Origin of the sequence: Pseudomonas sp. MWU16-30322 (assembly GCF_020515535.1) — a bacterium.
Taxonomy (GTDB): Bacteria; Pseudomonadota; Gammaproteobacteria; order Pseudomonadales; family Pseudomonadaceae; genus Aquipseudomonas; species Aquipseudomonas fluorescens_H.
On the sequence record NZ_JAIWYL010000008.1, the window covers coordinates 331,146 to 353,258 of the forward strand.

The 22,113-nt window shown below is 58.9% G+C and carries 16 protein-coding genes and 1 tRNA gene; 3 read left to right on the top strand and 14 right to left on the bottom strand.

Annotated features, from left to right (window positions below):
- Window positions 1–48: 48 nt before the first annotated feature.
- The 9 genes from LCH64_RS18760 to rpsU all read right to left on the bottom strand — a co-directional run bounded on the left by LCH64_RS18760 (window position 49) and on the right by rpsU (window position 12,954).
- Complete coding sequence (locus LCH64_RS18760) at window positions 49–843, bottom strand: carbon-nitrogen hydrolase family protein (protein WP_226500972.1); 795 nt, start codon at window positions 841–843, stop codon at window positions 49–51.
- A 12-nt stretch (window positions 844–855) separates the two neighbouring features.
- The gene (locus LCH64_RS18765; protein WP_003228871.1) at window positions 856–2,538 is read right to left on the bottom strand and encodes an NAD(P)/FAD-dependent oxidoreductase; all 1,683 of its coding nucleotides are present in this window, start codon (window positions 2,536–2,538) and stop codon (window positions 856–858) included.
- Window positions 2,539–2,882: 344 nt separating this feature from the next.
- A complete protein-coding gene (locus LCH64_RS18770) occupies window positions 2,883–3,344 on the bottom strand; it encodes an Lrp/AsnC family transcriptional regulator (protein WP_007966501.1) in 462 nt (153 codons plus the stop codon).
- A 296-nt stretch (window positions 3,345–3,640) separates the two neighbouring features.
- Entirely contained in the window at window positions 3,641–4,015 is a 375-nt protein-coding gene (locus LCH64_RS18775; protein WP_346269200.1) for a PBECR2 nuclease fold domain-containing protein, read from the bottom strand.
- 395 nt (window positions 4,016–4,410) lie between these two features.
- A tRNA-Ile gene (locus LCH64_RS18780) sits at window positions 4,411–4,487 on the bottom strand.
- A gap of 15 nt (window positions 4,488–4,502) precedes the next feature.
- On the bottom strand, window positions 4,503–8,249 hold the full coding sequence (locus LCH64_RS18785) for a bifunctional diguanylate cyclase/phosphodiesterase (protein ID WP_226500973.1): 3,747 nt from the start codon (window positions 8,247–8,249) through the stop codon (window positions 4,503–4,505).
- 126 nt (window positions 8,250–8,375) lie between these two features.
- Window positions 8,376–10,223, bottom strand: a complete 1,848-nt coding sequence (gene rpoD / locus LCH64_RS18790; RefSeq protein WP_003228865.1) for an RNA polymerase sigma factor RpoD — start codon at window positions 10,221–10,223, stop codon at window positions 8,376–8,378.
- Between the two features lie 67 nt (window positions 10,224–10,290).
- Entirely contained in the window at window positions 10,291–12,255 is a 1,965-nt protein-coding gene (gene dnaG / locus LCH64_RS18795; protein ID WP_226500974.1) for a DNA primase, read from the bottom strand.
- Window positions 12,256–12,738: 483 nt separating this feature from the next.
- Window positions 12,739–12,954, bottom strand: coding sequence for a 30S ribosomal protein S21 (gene rpsU, locus LCH64_RS18800; protein WP_002551877.1), 216 nt, complete (start codon window positions 12,952–12,954; stop codon window positions 12,739–12,741).
- A 199-nt stretch (window positions 12,955–13,153) separates the two neighbouring features.
- Here rpsU and tsaD point away from each other — a divergent pair, with 199 nt between their 5' ends.
- Window positions 13,154–14,179, top strand: a complete 1,026-nt coding sequence (tsaD, locus tag LCH64_RS18805; protein ID WP_103485903.1) for a tRNA (adenosine(37)-N6)-threonylcarbamoyltransferase complex transferase subunit TsaD — start codon at window positions 13,154–13,156, stop codon at window positions 14,177–14,179.
- Window positions 14,180–14,202: 23 nt separating this feature from the next.
- Here tsaD and plsY read toward each other — a convergent pair whose 3' ends face one another.
- Entirely contained in the window at window positions 14,203–14,772 is a 570-nt protein-coding gene (gene plsY, locus LCH64_RS18810) for a glycerol-3-phosphate 1-O-acyltransferase PlsY (protein ID WP_103485902.1), read from the bottom strand.
- A 74-nt stretch (window positions 14,773–14,846) separates the two neighbouring features.
- Between plsY and folB the strand changes: the two genes are divergently transcribed.
- Complete coding sequence (gene folB, locus LCH64_RS18815; protein ID WP_003228857.1) at window positions 14,847–15,203, top strand: dihydroneopterin aldolase; 357 nt, start codon at window positions 14,847–14,849, stop codon at window positions 15,201–15,203.
- The gene (gene folK / locus LCH64_RS18820; RefSeq protein WP_103521082.1) at window positions 15,194–15,712 is read left to right on the top strand and encodes a 2-amino-4-hydroxy-6-hydroxymethyldihydropteridine diphosphokinase; all 519 of its coding nucleotides are present in this window, start codon (window positions 15,194–15,196) and stop codon (window positions 15,710–15,712) included. The genes folB and folK overlap by 10 nt, the downstream gene beginning before the upstream one ends.
- Window positions 15,713–15,796: 84 nt before the next feature.
- On the opposite strand, the gene LCH64_RS18825 is transcribed toward folK, so the two are convergent.
- The 4 genes from LCH64_RS18825 to LCH64_RS18840 all read right to left on the bottom strand — a co-directional run bounded on the left by LCH64_RS18825 (window position 15,797) and on the right by LCH64_RS18840 (window position 21,965).
- The gene (locus LCH64_RS18825) at window positions 15,797–17,026 is read right to left on the bottom strand and encodes a multifunctional CCA addition/repair protein (RefSeq protein WP_226500975.1); all 1,230 of its coding nucleotides are present in this window, start codon (window positions 17,024–17,026) and stop codon (window positions 15,797–15,799) included.
- A 64-nt stretch (window positions 17,027–17,090) separates the two neighbouring features.
- A complete protein-coding gene (locus LCH64_RS18830) occupies window positions 17,091–18,653 on the bottom strand; it encodes a SpoVR family protein (RefSeq protein ID WP_003228850.1) in 1,563 nt (520 codons plus the stop codon).
- Window positions 18,650–19,921, bottom strand: a complete 1,272-nt coding sequence (locus LCH64_RS18835) for a YeaH/YhbH family protein (protein WP_003228849.1) — start codon at window positions 19,919–19,921, stop codon at window positions 18,650–18,652. Before LCH64_RS18835 ends, LCH64_RS18830 begins: the two co-directional genes overlap by 4 nt.
- Before the next feature lie 121 nt (window positions 19,922–20,042).
- Window positions 20,043–21,965: a PrkA family serine protein kinase gene (locus LCH64_RS18840; RefSeq protein ID WP_003228848.1), complete on the bottom strand. Its 1,923-nt coding sequence runs from the start codon at window positions 21,963–21,965 to the stop codon at window positions 20,043–20,045.
- Window positions 21,966–22,113: the final 148 nt, after the last annotated feature.

The following is a 22,113-nucleotide window of genomic DNA, read 5'->3' on the forward strand; positions in this document are numbered from 1 at the left end:
GGGCACTTCCAGAACAGTGAAGTGCCAATGCTAGCGGATTGCGTGGGGTCAGCGCTTGTTCAACGCGTGGTAAAGCTCGGGGCGACGATCGTTGAGGTAGTGATTGGCGGCACGGGAATCGACCATTAACTGGCGATCCAGCTCACCGACGATCAATGCTTCATCGAGGCCAGCCTGGGCGATACGGCTGCCGTCCGGCGCGGCGATGCTGCTTTGCCCGCAATAGTGGATCTCACCTTCATGCTCGCAATAGTTGGCGTACGCCACGTAGCACTGGTTTTCGAAGGCGCGGGAGCGCACGGTGACATCAGCGACGAAATCGAAAGGAATCATGTTCGCCGTCGGCACCACAATCAGCTCGGCGCCGGCCAGCGCCAGACGCCGCGCGTTCTCGGGAAACTCCAGGTCGTAGCAGATCAGGAAACCGAGCTTCCAGCCGTTGAGCTCGACCACCGGAAACGCATCTTCGCCGGGGCTGAACATCGAACGATCCAGGTCGCCGAACAGATGGGTCTTGCGGTAGTTGCACAGGCGCTCGCCGTGCGCGTCGATCAACTGCACGGCGTTGTAGATCTGCCCGTCGGCCGTGCGCTCGGGGTACCCGTAAGCAATTGCCAGCCCGGCGGCTTTGGCGATTCGACCGATCTGCTGCGCCCATTCGCCGTTGTAGACCTCGGCCAAGGTGCTGACCGCTTCCTTGCCGATGTTGTAGCCGGTCAGAAACATTTCCGGCAGCACCAGCAGGTCGGCACCCTTGGCCTCCATCGCCAGTTGCTGCAGGCGATGCAGGTTGGCGGCGGGGTCCAGGGGCAGCGGTGGGCATTGGTAAAGGGCTACACGCATCGGGGAATCCTCTTACTCGGGCAGGGCGATAGGGCCGATGTCTTTGAACACATCACCCGGGCCCGGGTTCGCTTTATGTGTCGACCCGCCGAAGTGTTTCATGATGCCCCACACCGCGTTGAGCGAGGTCTGCACCGCGCCTTCGACCCATGCCGGCGTCCACGATACGTCATCGCCGGCGATGAAAATCCCGCGCTGTTCGGCTGGCATGTCGTCCTGCATGAAGTGCGCGTACATCCGCTGGTTGTAGCGATAGTGGCCCGGCAGGGCGCCTTTGAATGCGCCGAGGAAGTGCGGGTCGGCTTCCCACGACACGGTGATCGGATCGCCGATGATCCGCGCGGCGATGTCGACTTTCGGGTAGATCTTCTTCAGCGCGTTCAACGCCAGTTCCACGCGTTTCTCGACCGGGTGCGGCAGCATCTTCAGCGCGTCGCTCATCCACGAGTACGACAGGCAGATCACGCCCGGCTTGTCGTCACCGTTATCGAACAGATAAGTGCCACGGGTCAGGCGATCGGTGAGGGTCATGCTCATCAGGTCGCGACCGGTTTCCGGATCCTTGTCCTTCCAGAATGGCCGGTCGACCATCACGAAGGTCTTCGAAGACTGCATGTAGCGCGTGCGGTCCAGCGCCATCCACATCTTCTGCGAGAACAGGGTTTCGTCGCATTCGATCTGGGTGGTCAGCAGCCAGCTCTGGCAGGTGGTCAGCACGGCGGCGTATTCGCGGGTGTCGCCGTTGTTGTCGGTGACGGCGAAACGGCCGTCCGGCGCGTGGGCGATTTTCTTCACCCCGGAACGCGGCGCGCCACGGTGCAGGGATTTCAGGCTGGTGCCTTCCGGCCAGTGCACGCAGCGCTCCGGCACATGCCGCCAGATGCCTTGCGGCACTTGCTCCACACCGCCGACCACCAGATGCTGGTGATCATCGCAGTTGGTCATCACCACGCGGAAGATTTCCAGCATCGAGTTGGGGAAGTCCGAGTCCCAGCCGCCGGTACCGAAACCGACCTGACCGAACACTTCGCGGTGATGAAACGAGAGTTTGGCGAAGGCCTTGGAGGTGGCAACGAAGTCGTAGAAGGTGCGGTCGTCCCACAGCGGAACGAGTTTGTTCCACAGTTCTTTGAGGCGTGGTACGTCGCGGTCACGGATCGCTTGCTGGATATCGGCGAACTGCGAGCCAGCCTCCAGTGCATCCGCCCAGGCGTCAGCCACTTCCTGGAACAGTGCAGGAAGATCCTTCAGGCTTTGTGCGTAATGGGTTTTGCCTTCGAGATCGATCACCGTGCTGCCGGAGGCCGGCGTCAGTGGGTTCGGGAAGGGTTTGGTCTCGAGACCGAGCTTGTCGACGTAGTGATAGAACGCCGTGGAGGATACCGGAAAACGCATGCCGCCCAGTTCCGCGACGATGCCATCGGTGCCGTTGAACGCTTGCGAACGCAGACGGCCACCCAGTTTCGAGGCCTCGTACACCACCGGTTTCAAACCGAGCTTCATCAGTTCGTAAGCGGCCACCAGGCCAGCGATACCCGCGCCGACAATCGCCACTTCAGCGCCATGGTGCTGTTCAGGAATACTGCCGAGACCGGCCGGGTGTTCGATCCAGTCGTCGAAGGCGAACGGAAAGTCCGGGCCGAAAATGGTGACTGGTTTCTTACCGTCTGCAGGATGGCGATTGTTCTTGTTCATGGCTGACCTTGCTGGCGACCCGACGCAGGATGCGCGTCTGAGTATAGGAAAAGATGCCAGCCATTCTAGGGAGCGTAGAACACGTTAATAAGACGCAAAGTGTCGTCGTTTTGCCATTCTATTGATCAAAGTGACAATCTCAGACGTCACTTCGATCATTGTGGGAGCGAAGGCTATATTCCTTCCACTAAAGAAGGCGGCTGACAGACCGCTTTCGCGAGCAAGCCCGCTCCCACAGTGGATTTGTGTCTGGCGCAGATTCTGCGCTCAACCCGGTCAAAATGTGAGAGCGGGCTTGCTCGCGAAGAGGCCCTATTTGCCAACCGGAAGGTTATTGCCATTACTCAAACCGGCTGCCCTCGATCAATCTTGCTACTCAAAATGATCGACGTCGTGGTCTTCTCCACCCCGTCCACACTGCCGATCTGATCCAGCAACTGATCCAGTTGCTCCGGCGAGTCCGTGCGCAGCCACGCCACATAATCAAATTCGCCACTCACCGCACACAACTGCTGCACCTGTGCCATCGCACTCAAGCGACGCAGCACTTCCTTGCCAGAACGCGGCTGCACCTTGATCCCGACATACGCCTGCAACCCGCCATCGACCACGCGCTGCCCCAAACGTACGCCATAACCGGTGATCACCTTGGCCTTCTCCAGCCGCGCCAACCGCGATGTGACGGTGGTCCGCGCAATGCCCAACTGCCGGGCAAGCATCGCCACGCTTTCGCGGGCGTTGATTTGCAGGGCGGCGATCAGCTGGCGGTCGATTTCGTCGAGTGCGGGGGGGCGGGTGTCGGGCAACGGTGTGGCTCCATGACTGTCGAGGACGGATGAGTTTGCATGTTACAGGCACTATCAGCGACACGCTGCTGGCGCTGACTGAGCACGTCACTTATGCGTGGAGGCAATCGTTGCGCCAAAACAAACATCAAATATTTGGTTTGACTTGCCTGGCCTAGTTATCAAGAATGCCAACAAGAGCGCGAAATCTGCTGCCTTGCAGGGCTTTAGCGGACGTAGGTACCTCAGCGATGCTGCAACATCGGTGTAAGGTGAGACCTCTTCATCCTATTTCCTGAGGATGCAAATATCAGGATTCAAATATCAAGGGCAGCCAACGGGCTGCCCTTTTCTTTGTCTTCAAGAATGTACCGCTTGTACAAAAGATCGCCTTGGCGGTGCTTGTTCATTGCTCTTGACGGAGCGTGCATGAAATTCCAGAGGACGTGCCCGTTTCGCACATCGACCACGACGAGCATGTCGTTTTTTGCCTCATAGGCGTTGATGAATGCCAATCGGAAACCGCCGTTATCGTAGAGGACTTTACATACTTCGAATGGTCCCGTGAGCGTATCGATGGCATGCCGAACATAGCGTTCTCGGGAGTCTGGACGTTTCTCGACGATATGGGCCAGTTTGTCTCGCATGACTGCAACGTTTCCAATAGGCGTGAGGATAGTAACGGCCAGCACGGAATCGTCGACGAACCCGAAGTGATTCAGAAGGATTTTGAGAGCGCCTTCTGCGTCGTCAGCCCTTTTGACTTCTTCGATTGCGGCTGACCAGAATTTCTCTGGGCAATGTTCTCAGATCTGGTAGAGCAAGGTCGATCCAGATTAGTTGGTCGGCTGCTTCCCTTATCAGTGGCGCAGCATTCACAAGCATAAAAACAATTCTGGACGGGCGGTGGCGTCCGGAGATTACTTGTCTGGAGAAACAGTCAACAAGGCACGGGGAGGGGAGAAAACATCGCTTCGGAACATTCCTACAGCCTTCGGGGAGGTCTTCCGAACACTGCGCTCGCAAAGATTGTCCCCTCAACCGATCGCCCAAGAAAAAGCCGCGCATGGAGCGCGGCTTTCAAATGTGGTGGGCCCACACGGACTTGAACCGTGGACCAAAGGATTATGAGTCCTCTGCTCTAACCAACTGAGCTATAGGCCCTCAGTAGGCCGCGGATTATAGCGACGGTTTGGCGGCTGTGCTATCCGAATAATCCGATACGGTTACACGAAGAAACGTTGCGGCGAATTCTTCCGGGGGCAGTGGCAGGCTGACGATGTAGCCCTGAATCTGTTCGCAGCCTTCGGCGGCGAGGAATTGTTGCTGGGCCTGAGTTTCCACGCCTTCGGCAATCACGGTGAATTGCATGCTCCGGCCCAAGGCGATGATCGCTCGGACAATCGCCGCATCGTGGGGGTCATCGGGCAGTCCGCGGACAAATGACTGGTCAATCTTGAGGATGTCCAGCGGCAGGCGTTTCAGGTAACTGAGCGAAGAATAACCGGTGCCGAAGTCGTCGATCGCCAGTTGAACGCCCAGATGTTTGAGCTGGTGCAGCACCGCCAGTGCTTCTTCAGCCTGGCTCATGATGAAGTTTTCGGTAATTTCCAGTTGCAGTAAATCCGGCTGCAGACGGTTGTCCCTGAGCAGTTGTTCGATGCGCCCGAGCAGATTCGGCTGCCGCAGTTGCGCGCCGGCCAGGTTGACCGACAGCGGGCCAAGGCTGTCGTAGATCTGATTCCACTCGAACATCTGCCGGCAGGCGGTCTCGAGCACCCAATCGCCGATCTGCAGGATCATGCCGTTCTCTTCGGCCAACGGGATGAAGTGCTCCGGCGGCACTTCGCCGAAGGTCGGGTGGCGCCAGCGGATCAGCGCTTCGGCACCGACCAGGCGATGGTCGTCGAGGCTGATTTTCGGTTGGTAGTAGAGGAACAATTCTTCGCGCTCGATGGCCCGGCGCAGTTCGTGCTCCAGAGCCACGCGCTCGCTGGCCTGGGCGGTGAGGTCACGGGTGTAGCTTTCGACGCGGTTGCGGCCCTTGGCCTTGGAGCGGTACATCGCCGCGTCGGCGTTTTTCACCAGGGTGGCGACATCACAGCCGTCCCGTGGATACAGGCTGGTGCCGATGCTGGCGCTGATAAAAAACTCGTGCTCACCAGCCTGAAACGGTGCGCTAAAGCAGTTGAGCAGTTTGATTGCGATGTTGTCCGCATCGCTGACTTGTTGCAGGCCCGGCAGCAGGATGATGAACTCGTCGCCCCCCAGCCGCGCGACGGTGTCGATATCACGCAGCTGTTCTTTCAGGCGCACGGCAATGCCCTTGAGCAGCAGGTCGCCGACCGGGTGGCCGAGGCTGTCGTTGATGTGTTTGAAACGGTCGAGATCAAGGAACAGCACGGCGCCCTGACCACCGTTTTCCTGCTGACTGTTCAGCGCGGTCAGCAGGCGGCTTTCGAACAGCGTGCGATTCGGCAGGCCGGTGAGCGGGTCATGGTGCGCTTGATAGTCGAGCTTGGCTTGCGCGTGTTTGAGGCTGGAGATGTCAGCAAATACCGCGACGAAGTGGGTGATGAACTTGTCGCGGTTGCGCACGGCGCTGATGGTCAGCCAGCTCGGGTACAGTTCGCCGTTCTTGCGCCGGTTGGAAATCTCGCCCTGCCAGTGTCCCTCGTCGGTCAACTGGTGCCACATCGCCGCGTAGAACGCGCTGTCGTGCAGGCCGGAGGCGAGCAGACGCGGGGTGTGGCCGAGGGCTTCACTTTCGCTATAACCGGTGATTTCGCTGAACGCGCGGTTGACCGCGCTGATGTGCTGTTGAGTGTCAGTGATCAGTACGCCTTCGGCAGTGCTCTCGAATACGGTGGCGGCCTGCTGCAGCTTTTCCTGCATCAAATGGCGCTCGGTGATGTCCCGGGCGATGGTCAGCATGCAGTCTTCGTCGCCGATTGGCAGGGGGCGGCTGGACACTTCGCACAGACGGATCTGCCCGTCGCTGCGACGGATATGGCAGGTAAAGTCGCGTACGAAGCCGTCGCGGTGCAGCAGATCGAGCATCAGCTTGCGTTCGTTGAGGTTGACCCAGATCCCCAGGTCCAGCGCCGAGCGATCCACCGACATCGCGCTGTTGAAGCCGGTGATGCGGCTGAAGCCCTCGTTGACCTCCAGTAACAGACCATCGCTTTGCCGCGACAACAGTAATCCATCCGGCGAGGCGTGGAAGGCCTTGGCGAACTTCTCTTCGGAAGTTTGCAGTTGCTGTTGGGTTTCCTTGAGCTGGGTGATGTCGCGCACTACCACCACCAGCGCCGGAGTGGTGTCGAGATCGAACGGCTCGGCGGAAATCAGGCCGGTGAACACATGGCCATTGTTGCGGCGAAAAGGCATCTCCAGGTTGCGGATGCTGCCGGCCTGCAAGCGCTGCAACAATCCCGGGCCGACCCCGGGAATGCCCCAGATGTTGAGTTCAGTGGCGGTCTGGCCGACGACTTCTTCCGCTTTCAGGCCTATCTGTTCTTCAAAGGCCTCGTTGACTTCCAGCAGGCAGCCATCGGACAGCCGCGCGATCACCAGAATGTCCGGGCATTGCTGGAACACCGAGGCGAACTTCTGTTCCGACAGGCGCAGCGCTTCTTCGGTCCGTTTGGTTTCGCTGATGTCGATCATCAAGCCGCGCATCACCGGCTCATGGCCATGTTCAATCAGACTGACAATGTCGCGTACCCACAGACAGCGCCCGTCTGCGGTGATCACCCGATAGTCGAGGGTGTGATCGCGTCCTTCACGTACCGCGTCATCACAGATGGCCTCGGCGCGGGTCAGGTCGGCGGGGTGGATGATGTTGCGCCAGAAGCCCGGAATCAGCCAGTGCGCCTGTGGATAACCGAGCAGATCCTCGGCATGGGGCGACACATAGCTGTAGGTGAAGTCGCTTATGCGCGCTTCCCAGGCGATGGCCGACAGGCTTTCCACCAGCCCGCGGTAGTGGTATTCGCTGCTGCGCAATTCCTGTTCGAGGTCGACACGTCGGGCAATTTCCGAACTCAAGCGGCGATTGATGCGAATGACCACCGCCAGAATGATCACCAGCAGCGACAGACCGGGTAGACCATAAATCAGCAGGTCCGACCAGAATGTCCGATGGTCGAGGACGTTGCCGACCCAATGTTCCTGAATGCTGCTGATCTCGTCCGGAGTCATGTCGGCGAGGACTTTGTCCAGAATCTCCACCAGCATTTTGTTGTCGCGCGGTACAGCCATCGCCAACTGGTAGCGGTACGGTGTTTCGCCGCTGACGTACAAGCCTTCGAGCTTGAGTTGGCGCAGGCTCCAGACACTGGAAGCGAGATCGCCGACAACCGCGTCGACCTGGCCGGTGGCCAATGCCTGCAAGGTCGAGCTGACATTGGGCATGGCCACCAGATTCAGATCCGGGTGGTGTGTACGCAGCAGTTCATGGGGGGCGTAGTTTTCCACGACCGCAATTTTCAAACCGTACAAATCCTCTATCTTGCGAGGCTGGGCGCCGCCGACGTGGGCGAGGATGACAATGGGGAAGTCGAGGTAGGGGCGGGTGAATGACAGATAGTTTTGCCGCTCCGGGGTGGACATGATGCCCGGCAGCAGATCGATCTTGCCGTGTTTGACCTGCTCCAGTACTTCGGTCCAGCTCGACGGTTCGACGGGGGTGAGATTGATCGCCAGTCGCTGGCGGATCACGCCGATATAGTCGGCGGCCAGGCCCTGATAGCGGTTTTCATCATCGCGGAACTCGAAAGGCGGCCACGAAGCATCGACACCCAGGCGCAAGTCCGGGTGAGCCGCCAGCCAGCTACGTTCTTCATCGGTCAGAGTCAGCGCGTCAGCCGTTGCGGTCCAGATCATCAGTGACAGCAAGAAAAGCAAGGGCGCCAGTCTGGGCATAACCGTCTCGTTATGGCACGGGATTCATTGTTTTCGAGTGTAGACGGGGTATGCAGGGGAGGGGCGGTGAGAGGGATTTAATCTGCCCATAAACAAAACCCCCGGCCTGGGCCGGGGGTTCTGGTATCACTCGTCGAGGAAGGAGCGCAGATGCTCGCTTCGCGTCGGGTGGCGCAGCTTGCGCAGCGCCTTGGCTTCGATCTGACGGATCCGCTCACGCGTTACGTCAAACTGTTTGCCCACTTCTTCGAGTGTGTGGTCGGTGTTCATGTCGATACCGAAGCGCATGCGCAGTACCTTGGCTTCACGGGCAGTGAGGCCGGACAGCACTTCGCGGGTCGCTTCTTTCAGGCTTTCAACGGTTGCAACATCGATTGGCGACTGCATGGTCGAGTCTTCGATGAAGTCACCCAGATGAGAGTCTTCGTCATCACCGATCGGGGTTTCCATGGAGATCGGCTCTTTAGCGATCTTCAATACCTTGCGGATCTTGTCCTCAGGCATTTCCATGCGTTCGCCCAGCTCTTCCGGGGTCGGTTCGCGACCCATTTCCTGCAGCATCTGGCGGGAAATGCGGTTGAGCTTGTTGATCGTCTCGATCATGTGCACCGGAATACGGATGGTGCGGGCCTGGTCGGCGATCGAGCGAGTGATCGCCTGACGGATCCACCAGGTGGCATAAGTCGAGAACTTGTAACCACGACGGTATTCGAACTTGTCCACCGCTTTCATCAGACCGATGTTGCCTTCCTGGATCAGATCGAGGAATTGCAGGCCGCGGTTGGTGTACTTCTTGGCGATCGAGATCACCAGACGCAAGTTGGCTTCAACCATCTCTTTCTTCGCGCGGCGGGCCTTGGCCTCACCGATCGACATGCGACGGTTGATGTCCTTGATTTCAGCGATGGTCAGACCAGTCTCGGTTTCCAGCGCGGTCAGCTTCTGCTGGCAACGAATGATATCCGGCTGAACGCGACCAATGGCTTCGGCGTATTTGCTCTTGCCTTTGGCCAAGGCGTCGGACCAGCTTTCGTCGACTTCATTGCCTGGGAACTGACGCAGGAAATCGGCGCGTGGCATACGTGCATCACGTACGCACAGTTGCATGATCGCGCGCTCTTGCTGACGCAGACGATCCAGGGCACTGCGAACACGCTCGACCAGGGCTTCGAATTGCTTCGGTACCAGTTTGATCGGCATGAACAGCTCGGCCAGGACCAGCAACTCGGCAACCGCTGCCTTGTTGTGACGACCGTGCTTTTTCAGGGCCTTGCGGGTGATTTCCATCTGATCGGCCACAGCGCCGAAACGCTGGGCAGCGATGACCGGATCCGGACCGCTTTCGGCTTCTTCTTCGTCATCCGAAGCTTCGGCGTCATCGTCGTCGGTATCGTCGTCAGCCTTGGCGGCTTTCGCGTCGATCGGCGGTGGCACTTCGGCAGCCGGCGGCGCAATGCCGTCGTCCGGGTCGATGTAACCGCTCAGAACGTCGGACAGGCGACCACCTTCGGTGGTGACGCGAGTGTACTCGGAGAGAATGTGGTCAACCGTGCCAGGGAAGTGCGCAATAGCGCTCATCACTTCACGGATGCCTTCTTCGATACGTTTGGCGATTTCGATTTCGCCTTCACGAGTCAGAAGCTCGACCGTACCCATCTCACGCATATACATGCGCACAGGGTCAGTGGTGCGACCGATATCGGTCTCCACCGCTGCCAACGCGGCAGCTGCTTCTTCCGCAGCGGCCTCGTCGGTATCGGCGTCGGCCAACATAAGGGCGTCCGCATCCGGAGCACTCTCGTGTACGGGGATCCCCATGTCGTTAATCATGCGGATGATGTCTTCCACCTGCTCCGGATCTGAAATATCCTCGGGCAGGTGGTCGTTGACCTCGGCGTAAGTCAGATACTTCTGCTCACGACCCAGTTTGATCAACTCAATAATACGAGACTGCTGTTGCGCTTTTCCGGACATAACACCCTATCCACTGAAGGTCTTGGCGGGCAAAAAACAAGCCGAGGATTATACCTGAGCTATGACCTCACGCGCCAGTTGAGGTCGGGTTTGATGCGGAAACATTGCGACTTAGAAGGTCGCGCAGTTGATTTTTCTCTTCGGCGCTCAGTTCGCTTTGACGCGCTTTCCTGAGCAACTGTTCCAGATTTCGCTCGCGTTGGCGGGCTGACAAGCTAGTAATGGTGTCGAAAAACTGTTGTTCAAGGTTTTCTCCGTCAATCAGCCACTCCTTTTCCGCCAGTGCCTTGAGCAACCGACCTTGTTCAGTGCCGTGCCATCGCGCGATCAACTGAAATGAGTTTAGCTTGGGATTCTTCTGTACGGCCTCGAGCAGCGCCACAAGTAACTGTGCGTTGGTCTGATTTTCGTCCGCAATGTGTCCGGCGTCTTCAACGCGCTTGGCCAGTTGCGGGTGGTGCAGCAATGTACGCAGGGCGGTCAGGGTTGGCGACTCGACGCCAATCGGCGTGCGTGGGCGCTGTTGATCGCGATCACCACCGCGCTTGCCGTTCTTGTCCCAGGGTTTCTTGTCCCATTTCTTGCCGCCGGCGCCGGGTTTCTTTGGCGTCCACTCTTGCTGCGGCACGTACATATCCTGTGCCTGCGGCTGATGGTAGTCGCTGTAGTCCGGCATTGCGTCGTAATCGATGCCTGGATCGTAGGCGGGCGGCGCTTCCTGTGGTGCGCTTTGGGCCAGCTGACTGACGGTTTCGCTGCTCAGACCGGTGATTTCGGTCAGGCGCTGACGCATCAGGATGCGCAGGTTGGCGCCCGGCACTTTGTCGATCAACGGTGCGGCGAGGGTGGCCATGTGAGCCTTGCCTTCGAGCGAGCGCGGATCGGCTTCCTCGGTCAGTTGCTGGAAGAAATAGTCTGCCAGCGGCTGCGCATGCTGATTGATGCGTGCCTTGAAAGCGTCAGTGCCTTCGGCGCGAACCAGGGTGTCCGGGTCTTCGCCTTCCGGAAGAAACAGGAAGCGTGCGCGGCGTCCATCCTGCAGGCACGGCAGTGTTGCTTCCAGGGCGCGCCATGCAGCGTTGCGGCCGGCCTGGTCGCCGTCGAAACAGAACAGAACGTTCGGCACGACGCGAAACAGGCGCTTGAGGTGTTCTTCGCTGGTCGCTGTGCCCAGGGTCGCGACGGCATTGCGCAAGCCTTGCTGGGCAAGAGCGATGACGTCCATGTAGCCTTCGACGACGATGATTTCATCGAGATTGCGGTTGTTCTTGCGTGCTTCATAGAGGCCGTAGAGTTCCTGGCCTTTATGGAACACCGGAGTTTCCGGTGAGTTCAGGTATTTCGGCTTGTCGTCGCCGAGTACCCGGCCACCGAAAGCGATGATCCGGCCACGGGTATCACGGATCGGGAACATCACGCGATCGCGAAAGCGGTCATAGCGTTTGCCGGTTTCGGCGTTCTCGATCAGCAGGCCGGCGTCGATCATGGCTTTCTGCTGCAACGTGTCGCTGCTCAAATGCTTGAACAGATTGTCCCAGCCCGGCGGTGCGAAACCCAGGCCGAAGTCCCGGGCGATCTCGCCAGTCAGGCCACGGCCCTTGAGATAATCCACGGCGGCTTTGCGTGCGGGATGGCTCTTGAGCGCCTGCCGGTAAAAATTGGCGGCGGCGGTGAGCAGCGGATACAGTGGTGAATCGGTCGGTTGCCGCGGTTTGTGCGGGCGACCGCTTTCCTCGCGGGGGATTTCCATGCCGGCGGCTTTGGCCAGGTCCTCGACGGCCTGGGGGAAATCCAGGTTGTCGTGGTCCATGAGAAAGCCGAGGGCGTTGCCGCCGGCGCCGCAGCCGAAGCAGTAATAGAACTGCTTGTCGGGGCTGACGCTGAACGACGGGGTTTTCTCTTTATGAAACGGGCAGCAGGCGGTGTAGTTCTTGCCGGCCTTTTTCAGTTGCACACGCGAGCTGACCACGTCGACGATGTCGGTGCGGTTCAGGAGGTCGTCAATAAAGCTCTGGGGAATCAGCCCGGCCATGGCGTTCTCGTCTGTGCTTGTAATGAGTCCGATGCGAAAGGCGGCCGGACGCAGGTCTTGAGTGAAGCGCACAAAATGGGCGGCTCGACCGGTGTCGTTTGCGTGATCGCTGTCGGGAAGTGTATCTGCCGAAAATCCACTGACGTTAGTGCCTATCAGTCTTCGACTATTTGAAAGTGTTGCGCTGAATCCGCTGACGGCCGATAAATGGCCTCGGATAGCTCAATAAAACGGGCACGCATGCAGGTGCCTTGGGCTGATCGTCGTGAGAGGAATCAGTGGGTGTGCTCGTCAGTAGCCTTGAAAGGCTCGTCAGAAAAGACGTGCACCGCTGGCAAAAGAGCCAGGCCTGACGCGGTGAAGCAGTTTTGTCTCGATCGCATGTGCGGCTTCGACGGTGAAGCATCAAGCGTTTTACGCAAATGCCATTAGCCCGGCTGAGGGCCGGGCTTAGGCAAGAAGCTTGCTACGATCGTCTGTGTATTAGTACAGACGAACGGCGCGGCGCTGTTCGCGCTGAACTTTCTTGGCGTGACGCTTAACAGCGGCTGCTGCTTTGCGCTTACGCTCAGAAGTTGGCTTCTCGTAAAATTCGCGGCTACGAACTTCAGCCAGTACACCGGCTTTTTCGCAGGAGCGCTTGAAACGACGCAGAGCTACGTCGAAGGGTTCGTTCTCTTTAACTTTGACGGCTGGCATCCAGAGCTACCTTCATTCATTACCGGGGTCAACATCCTCGCGGCAAAAGAGCACTTGAAGACGTCGGTTTTTAAGGGTTGCGGATGTTAACCCCTCATCGCTCGGAATGCAAAGCCTCTGATCGAAAACCGCTAGTCGGGGCATCGCATGGCGACTATTATGCGCGCCTTCGAATTCAGCCTAAACAAGGCGCAAACCCATGCTAGTACTGGGATTAGAAACTTCCTGCGACGAAACCGGCGTCGCATTATACGACAGTGAACGCGGCCTGCTGGCCGACGCGCTGTTCAGTCAGATCGACCTGCACCGCATTTATGGCGGTGTGGTGCCGGAGCTGGCCTCGCGTGACCACGTCAAGCGCATGCTGCCCTTGATTCGTCAGGTGTTGGCCGAGGCTGACTGCGTGCCGACCGAGATCGACGCGATCGCCTACACCGCGGGCCCCGGCCTGGTCGGAGCGCTGCTGGTCGGTGCCTCTTGCGCGCAGGCGCTGGCGTTTGCCTGGGGTATTCCGGCACTCGGAGTTCACCACATGGAAGGCCACTTGCTGGCGCCAATGCTGGAGCCAAAACCGCCGGAATTCCCGTTCGTCGCTTTGTTGGTTTCCGGTGGTCATACGCAGCTGGTTCAGGTCGATGGCATTGGCCAATACAGCCTGCTCGGCGAGACGCTCGACGATGCTGCCGGCGAAGCGTTCGACAAAACCGCGAAAATGATGGGCCTCAATTATCCGGGCGGGCCGGAAATCGCCAAGCTGGCCGAGAAGGGCGTCGCAGGGCGTTTCACCTTCCCGCGTCCGATGTGTGATCGTCCGGGTCTGGATTTCAGCTTCAGCGGTCTGAAAACCTTTGCCCTCAACACCTGGCAGCAATGCGTCAGCGCCGGGGACGACAGCGAGCAAGTCCGTTGCGACATCGCGCTGGCGTTCCAGCAGGCCGTGGTGGAGACTTTGACCATCAAGTGCAAGCGCGCGCTCAAACACGCGGGCATGAAGCGTCTGGTGATCGCTGGCGGCGTCAGCGCCAACAAGGCGTTGCGCGCATCGCTGGAAAAGATGCTCGGCGACATGCAGGGCGAGGTGTTCTACGCCCGTCCCGAGTTCTGCACCGACAATGGCGCGATGATCGCGTTTGCCGGTTGCCAGCGTTTGCAGGCCGGTCAGCAGGAAAGTCTGGCGATCAGCGTGCAGGCGCGCTGGCCGATGGAGCAGTTGTCGGCGCTGTGATGGGCAGTGTGGCTGAGCGGTATTTAAAAATGCCGTTCGCGCCCGGCAAACAGGTCGCGTAGATTGCCGCGGTGGCGCCAGACGATCAGTAGCGTCAACGCGCTCATCGGCAGTAGCGCCTCCGGTTCTTGCCACGCAAGCAAGGGCAGGGTCAGGGGCGTGGCAATCAGCGCCGCCAGCGAGCTGGTGCGGGTCAGGTAGAACGTCAGCAGCCAGGCACACACCGCCAGCAGTGCGGCGGGCGGATACAGGCCTAGCAACATGCCGGCAGCCGTGGCGACGCCTTTGCCGCCGCGAAAACGGAAATACAGCGGGAACAGGTGACCGATCACGGCGCACACGCCGATCCAGGCCTGATCCTGCAGCGAAAGGCCTATGGCCGCTGCGATCAGCACCGGTACCAGGCCTTTGCACAGATCACCCAGCAGGGTCAGGATCGCCAGTTTGCGACCGGCCAGGCGCAGCATGTTGGTGGCGCCGGCATTACCCGAGCCACTCATTCGCGGATCCGGATTTCCGGTCAGGCGGCTGAGCAAAATGGCGAAGGACAGAGAGCCGAGCAGGTAGGCGAGGATCGCCACTAACCAAAACATGCTAACTATTCCGGGCGAGGACGCCCTGATTCTAACGGCGCATTGCGCCCTTGTCGTGCAGCGGAGAAAAGTGCTTGGACAGAGTGTTTATCGAGGGCCTGGAAGTTGACACCGTGATCGGTGCCTACGACTGGGAGCGCGGCATCCGACAGTGCTTGCGTCTTGATCTGAGCTTCGCCTGGGACAATCGCCCGGCAGCGGCCGGTGACGACCTGACCCTGGCGCTCGATTACGCCAGCGTTTCCACGCGCATCCAGGCCTTTGCCGAGCAATCCCAGTATCAACTGGTCGAGACCTTTGCCGAGCGTCTGGTCGAAGTGCTGATGGCCGAATTCAAGATCACCTGGGTTCGTCTGAAGCTGACTAAACCTGGCGCCGTGCCGGCAGCCAAGGGTGGCGTGGGTGTGGAGATCGAGCGCGGATGTCGCTGACTCAGGTGTACCTCGGGCTCGGTAGCAATATCGAGCGCGAAACCCATTTGCGCGCCGGTCTCGACGCGTTGGCGACGTTTCTGGTGGATATCCGCTGTTCGGCGGTGTTCGAGAGTCAGCCGGTGGGGATCAAGAGCGGGCCGTTCTACAACTTCGTAGTCTCGGCGCTGACCGATCTGCCGTTGATGGAGCTGGATCGGCGCCTGAAATTCATCGAAGCCGATAACGGTCGCTATGCGCCGGATCGCAAGGGGCTGCCGCTGGATATCGACGTGCTGTTATACGGCGATCTGACCGGTAACTTCGACGGCTTGATTCTGCCGCGTGCTGAAATCCTGAAAAACGCCTTTGTGCTGTGGCCGCTGTCGCTGATTGCGCCGGATCGGGTGCATCCAGGTGTGGGAAAAAGCTTCGCGACGTTGTGGGCCGAGGCGCAGATTGATCAGGTGTTGGCGCCGGTGGCCTTTGAGTGGCGTGGGCAGCAGCTCACGTCTTCGGATTTGCGTTGAATTGACTGCCGCTTTCGCGAGCAAGCCCGCTCCCACATGTGGAATGCATTGCCCTTGTGGGAGCGGGCTTGCTCGTGAAGCTTTTCAGGCTGACGCCTCGTCTTTGTAGGCTTTTAGCGCCTTCAGTCGTTCTCGCTTCAGCGCTTCGCCCAGTTCCGGGCCTTTGAATCCCTTCTCCAGCAACGGCTGCACCGCGACTTCCCGTGCAGCCCTGGCAGCGCCGCGCAGATAATCCGCCTGTGGATAACTTCTCTGCTCCAGCCCTTTACGGCCTCGGGCGTCCATTTCGCATGCGCCGATAAACTCTTCAAACCGCTGCGGTCGTCGATACACATCAAAGTTCTGCAACAGCTCCAGCAATGTTGAGGCCTTCAATTCCAGCGCCCGGTGACAGTGGGTGTGGTACTTGCCGACAAGCAAGGCCAACTCCTGACAATCCTTCGGTGCCTTGAAGCGTTCGTTGACCGCTTTGATCAGCTTCAACCCGGTGTGTTCATGGGCGATATGTCGTGGCCACTCTTCTTCCGGCGTCAGGCCTTTGCCGAGGTCATGCAGCAGACAAGCCCAGCGTACCGTTAGCGGTTGTTCGTGCAGCGCTGATTGCTCCAGAACGCTGAGAGTGTGCAGGCCGGTGTCGATTTCCGGGTGATGCGCTTCCGGTTGCGGTACGCCGAACAGCGCGTCGACTTCCGGCATCAATACTTTCAAGGCGCCACAGTCGCGCAGCACCTGGATGAATACCTGCGGCTGATCTTCCATCAGTGCGCGGGAGATTTCTTTCCAGCTGCGTTCGGCGGTCAGCGCCTGCAGTTCACCGGACTCACTGAGCTGGCGCATCAGTTCCAGTGTTTCTGGTGCGACAGTGAAGCCAAGACTGGCATATCGGGCAGCAAAGCGCGCAACGCGCAGCACACGGAGCGGATCTTCGGCGAATGCGGGGGAAACGTGGCGCAGGATGCGCGCTTCGAGATCGCGCTGGCCATGATACGGATCGGTCAGGTTTTGCAGGTCGTCCTCGGCGATCGCGTTGATCGTCAGATCACGGCGGATCAGGTCTTCTTCGAGGGTGACTTCGGGGCTGGCGTGAAAGGTGAAGCCGCCATAACCGCGACCGCTTTTGCGTTCGGTGCGGGCGAGGGCGTATTCCTCGCCGGTCTTGGGGTGAAGGAATACCGGAAAATCCGCTCCAACCGGGCGATAACCCTTGGCGAGCATCTCGTCTGCCGTGGCGCCGACCACCACCCAATCAATATCGGTTACCGGTAAGCCGAGCAAGCGATCGCGCACCGCACCGCCAACCTTGAAAATCTGCATAAAAAACCTCCGTTAGCCCGACAGGATAACCCTTGCGCCGGACTTTCGGAGGTCAGAGCCGCATCTAAAGATGAATCACGGCCAGGTCGAGCCGACCGTAATCGCCTTCGCTGTGTTCACTTCGCGGTGGTACATGGTGGGTTTTCATGATCTGGTCACCCTGCAGGGTTTCCAGATGAATATCGAAGCCCCACAAGCGGTGCAGATGTTTCAGTACCTCGTCGGTGGAGTCGCCCAAGGGTTTGCGGTCATGTTGCTGGTGACGCAGGGTCAGCGAGCGGTCGCCGCGCCGGTCGATGCTGTAGATCTGCACGTTGGGCTCGCGGTTGCCGAGGTTGTACTGCGCAGCCAGGGTTTCGCGGATGATCCGGTAGCCGGTTTCGTCATGGATCGCCGGTACCAGCAAATCGTCCTTCTGATCGTCATCGAGAATGCTGAACAGTTTCAGGTCACGGATCACCTTCGGTGACAGGTATTGCAGGATGAAACTCTCATCCTTGAAGCTGCTCATGGCGAACTTGATGCTCGACAGCCAGTCGGAGCCGGCGATGTCCGGGAACCAGCGCCGGTCTTCCTCGGTGGGGTTTTCGCACATGCGGCGGATGTCGCGATACATCGCGAAACCCAGTGCGTAGGGGTTTATCCCGTTGTAGTAAGGACTGTCGAAGCCCGGCTGGAACACCACGCTGGTGTGCGAGGTGAGGAATTCCATCATGAAGCCGTCGGTCACCAGGCCCTCGTCGTACAGGTCGTTCATCAGCGTGTAGTGCCAGAACGTGGCCCAGCCTTCGTTCATCACCTGAGTCTGGCGCTGTGGATAAAAATACTGGGCGATCTTGCGTACGATCCGCACGATCTCCCGCTGCCACGGCTCCAGTAGCGGGGCGTGTTTCTCGATGAAGTACAGGATGTTTTCCTGAGGCTCGGCCGGGAAGCGCGCGTTGTCCTTGTCGCTGTATTTGTCCGCGCCTTTGGGGATGGTGCGCCATAGGTCGTTGATCTGCTTCTGCATGTGCTCTTCGCGATCTTTCTGCCGCCGGCGTTCTTCCTCGGCGGAGATCGGATACGGGCGCTTGTAGCGGTCGACCCCGTAGTTCATCAGCGCATGGCAGGAGTCGAGCAGGTCCTCCACCGCGTCGATACCGTGGCGCTCTTCGCATTGCATGATGTACTGCTTGGCGAACACCAGGTAATCGATGATCGAGCTGGCGTCAGTCCAGGTGCGGAACAGGTAGTTGCCCTTGAAAAAACTGTTGTGCCCGTAGCACGCGTGAGCGACCACCAGCGCCTGCATGCAGATGGTGTTTTCCTCCATCAGGTAGGCGATGCACGGGTCCGAGTTGATCACGATTTCGTAGGCCAGCCCCATCTGGCCGCGGCTGTAGGATTTCTCGGTGCTGAGGAAGTGTTTGCCGTAGGACCAGTGGTGATAGCCCAGTGGCATGCCGACCGAGGCATAGGCATCCATCATCTGCTCGGCGGTGATCACTTCGATCTGGTTGGGATAGGTATCCAGCGCGTAGCCGGCCGCAATCCGGGCGATTTCGCGGTCGTAGGCCTGGATCAGCTCGAACGTCCATTCGGAGCCGGTGGAGATGGGTTGGCGTTTCTGCTCTTTGGCGGTCATGTCACTAACCTGCGCTGGAAGAGTTCACGGAAGACCGGATAGATATCCCCGGCCGAGACCAGTTGCTGCTGGGCAAACGTGTCGGAAAAGGCTTCGGCGATGCGTTCGTATTCGTACCAGAGGGCCTGGTGCTCGCGCGGGGTGATCTCCACATAAGTGTAGTACTGCACAAACGGCATGATCTGGTTGATCAGGATGTCGCGGCAGATCGGCGAGTCATCGTTCCAGTTGTCGCCGTCGGAAGCCTGCGCGGCATAGATGTTCCATTCGTTGCTGGGGTAGCGCTCGGCCATGATCTCCTGCATCAGCTTCAGCGCGCTGGAGACGATGGTGCCGCCGGTTTCCCGTGAATAGAAGAATTCTTCCTCGTCCACTTCCCGGGCGCTGGTGTGGTGGCGGATGAACACGACGTCGATCTTGTCGTAATTCCGCTTGAGGAACAGGTACAGCAGGATGAAAAAGCGTTTGGCGATGTCTTTGGTCGCCTGGGTCATCGAGCCGGAAACGTCCATCAGGCAGAACATCACCGCTTTCGAGCTGGGGTTGGGTTGCTTGATCAGCAGGTTGTACTTGAGGTCGAAGGTGTCGAGAAACGGCACGCGATGAATGCGCGCGCTGAGTTTTTCGATTTCCGCTTCGAGTTCCTGAATATCGCCGAAGTTATCCGGCTCTTCGCGCTTTAATCGCGCCAGTTCCTCTTTGGCCTCGCGCAGTTTGGCACGGCTGCTGCCGGACAGCGCAATGCGCCTGGCGTGAGCCGAGCGCAGGGTGCGGATGATGTTGATCCGCGACGGGTTACCCTCGTTGCTGATCCCGGCGCGCACAGTCTTGAACGTGTCGGTACCACTGAGGTTGCGTTTCACCAGATTCGGCAGTTCGAGGTCTTCGAACATGAATTCGAGGAATTCTTCCTGGGTGATCTGGAAGACGAACTCGTCCATCCCCTCGCCGGAATTGCCGGCCTTGCCCGGACCGCGTCCGCCGCCACCCCCCGGTGGACGGGCGATATGTTCGCCGGCAGTGAATTCCTTGTTGCCGGGATGAACCACGGTCTGCTTGCCGCCGCGACCGTGGTGAAGCACCGGTTCGTCGATGTCGCGACCGGGAATGCTGATCTGTTCGCCGTGTTCCATATCGGTGATGGAACGCCGGCTGACCGCCTCTTCGACAGCCTTCTTGATGTGATCACGGTAACGCCGCAGGAAGCGCTGGCGGTTCACCGTGCTCTTGTTCTTGCCATTGAGACGTCGGTCGATCACATAACTCATAGGAAGCCCTCCGGGCAGCTTCAAGTTGTGAGCTTCAAGCTGCAAGTAAAAGCAGGTTCCCGGGCATCTGTGGGTTACGCGCTTTGTTCTTGCAGCTGATAGCTAGAAGCTTGCAACTGCTTCACTGCGACTTCCGGACCCGCAGGTACCACTCGGACAGCAGTCGTACCTGTTTGTCGGTGTAGCCGCGTTCGACCATTCGAGTAACGAAGTCGTTGTGTTTCTGTTGATCCTCTTTGCTGGCCTTGGCATTGAAGCTGATGACTGGCAGCAGGTCTTCGGTGTTCGAGAACATTTTCTTCTCGATGACCACCCGCAGTTTTTCGTAGCTGAGCCAGGTCGGGTTCTTGCCGTTGTTGTTGGCTCGGGCGCGCAATACGAAGTTGACGATCTCGTTGCGGAAATCCTTCGGATTGCTGATGCCGGCCGGTTTCTCGATTTTCTCCAGTTCTTCGTTCAAGGCGACACGGTTGAGAATCTCGCCGGTTTCCGGGTCGCGGTATTCCTGATCCTGAATCCAGAAGTCTGCATACAGCACGTAGCGGTCGAAGATGTTTTGCCCGTATTCGCTGTAAGACTCCAGGTACGCGGTCTGGATCTCCTTGCCGATGAATTCGATATAACGCGGCGCCAGGTATTCCTTGAGGTAGCGCAGGTAGCGTTCGCGGGTCTCGGCCTGGAACTGTTCCTGTTCGATCTGCTGTTCCAGCACATACAGCAGGTGCACCGGGTTGGCGGCGATTTCATGCGGATCGAAGTTGAACACCTTGGACAGGATCTTGAATGCAAACCGGGTCGACAGGCCGTTCATGCCCTCGTCGACGCCGGCCGAGTCGCGGTATTCCTGAATCGACTTGGCTTTCGGGTCGGTGTCCTTGAGGTTTTCCCCGTCGTAGACGCGCATCTTCGAGTAGATGTTGGAGTTTTCCGGCTCCTTGAGGCGCGACAGCACGGTGAACTGCGCCAGCATCTTCAGAGTGTCCGGTGCGCAATGCGCCTTGGCCAGCGAACTGTTGAACAACAACTTGTCGTAGATCTTCACCTCGTCGCTGACCCGCAGGCAGTACGGCACTTTGACGATGTAGATCCGGTCGATGAAGGCTTCGTTGTTCTTGTTGTTGCGGAAGGTGTGCCACTCCGATTCGTTGGAGTGCGCGAGCAGGATCCCGGTGAACGGAATCGCGCCGAGGCCCTCGGTACTGTTGTAGTTGCCTTCCTGGGTGGCGGTCAGCAATGGGTGCAGCACCTTGATCGGTGCCTTGAACATTTCGACGAATTCCATCAGACCCTGGTTGGCCCGGCATAGCGCACCGGAGTAGCTGTAGGCGTCGGCGTCGTTCTGTGGGTATTCCTCGAGTTTGCGAATGTCGACCTTACCGACCAGCGCCGAGATGTCCTGGTTGTTCTCGTCGCCCGGTTCGGTTTTGGCCACGGCGATCTGATTGAGGATCGACGGGTACAACTTGACCACGCGGAACTGGCTGATGTCGCCGCCGAATTCGGCCAGGCGTTTGGTCGCCCAAGGCGACATGATGGTGTTCAGGTAGCGCCGTGGAATGCCGAAGTCTTCCTCGAGGATCGCGCCATCTTCGGTGGCGTTGAACAGACCCAGGGGCGATTCGAATACCGGCGAACCCTTTATCGCGTAGAAGGGCACCTTTTCCATCAGCTGTTTCAGCTTCTCGGCCAGGGACGATTTACCGCCCCCGACGGGACCGAGCAGGTAGAGGATCTGTTTCTTCTCTTCCAGGCCTTGGGCGGCATGGCGGAAATACGAGACGATCTGGTCGATGCATTCTTCCATCCCGTGGAAGTCTTCAAAGGCCGGATAGCGACGGATCACCTTGTTGGAGAAGATGCGCGACAGCCTCGAATTGGTCGATGTGTCGAGCAGTTCCGGTTCGCCGATGGCCATCAATAGACGCTCGGCTGCGGAAACGTAGGCGCTCCGGTCTTTCTTGCACAGCTCCAGGTACTCTTGCAGCGAGAGTTCTTCCTGGCGTGTGGACTCGAAGCGTTGTTGGAAGTGGCTAAAGATACTCATGACGTCACCTCGCTCGATACGTGGAGCCGACGCCGGATCACTCAGTCGATGCTGGCAAGCAGCCGCTGTGGCCACTTGTTTACCCCCCAGAACACTTTCGCGGTCGACAACCTTGAAAGTCACTCCCGATGACCCGTGCGCCGGTGTA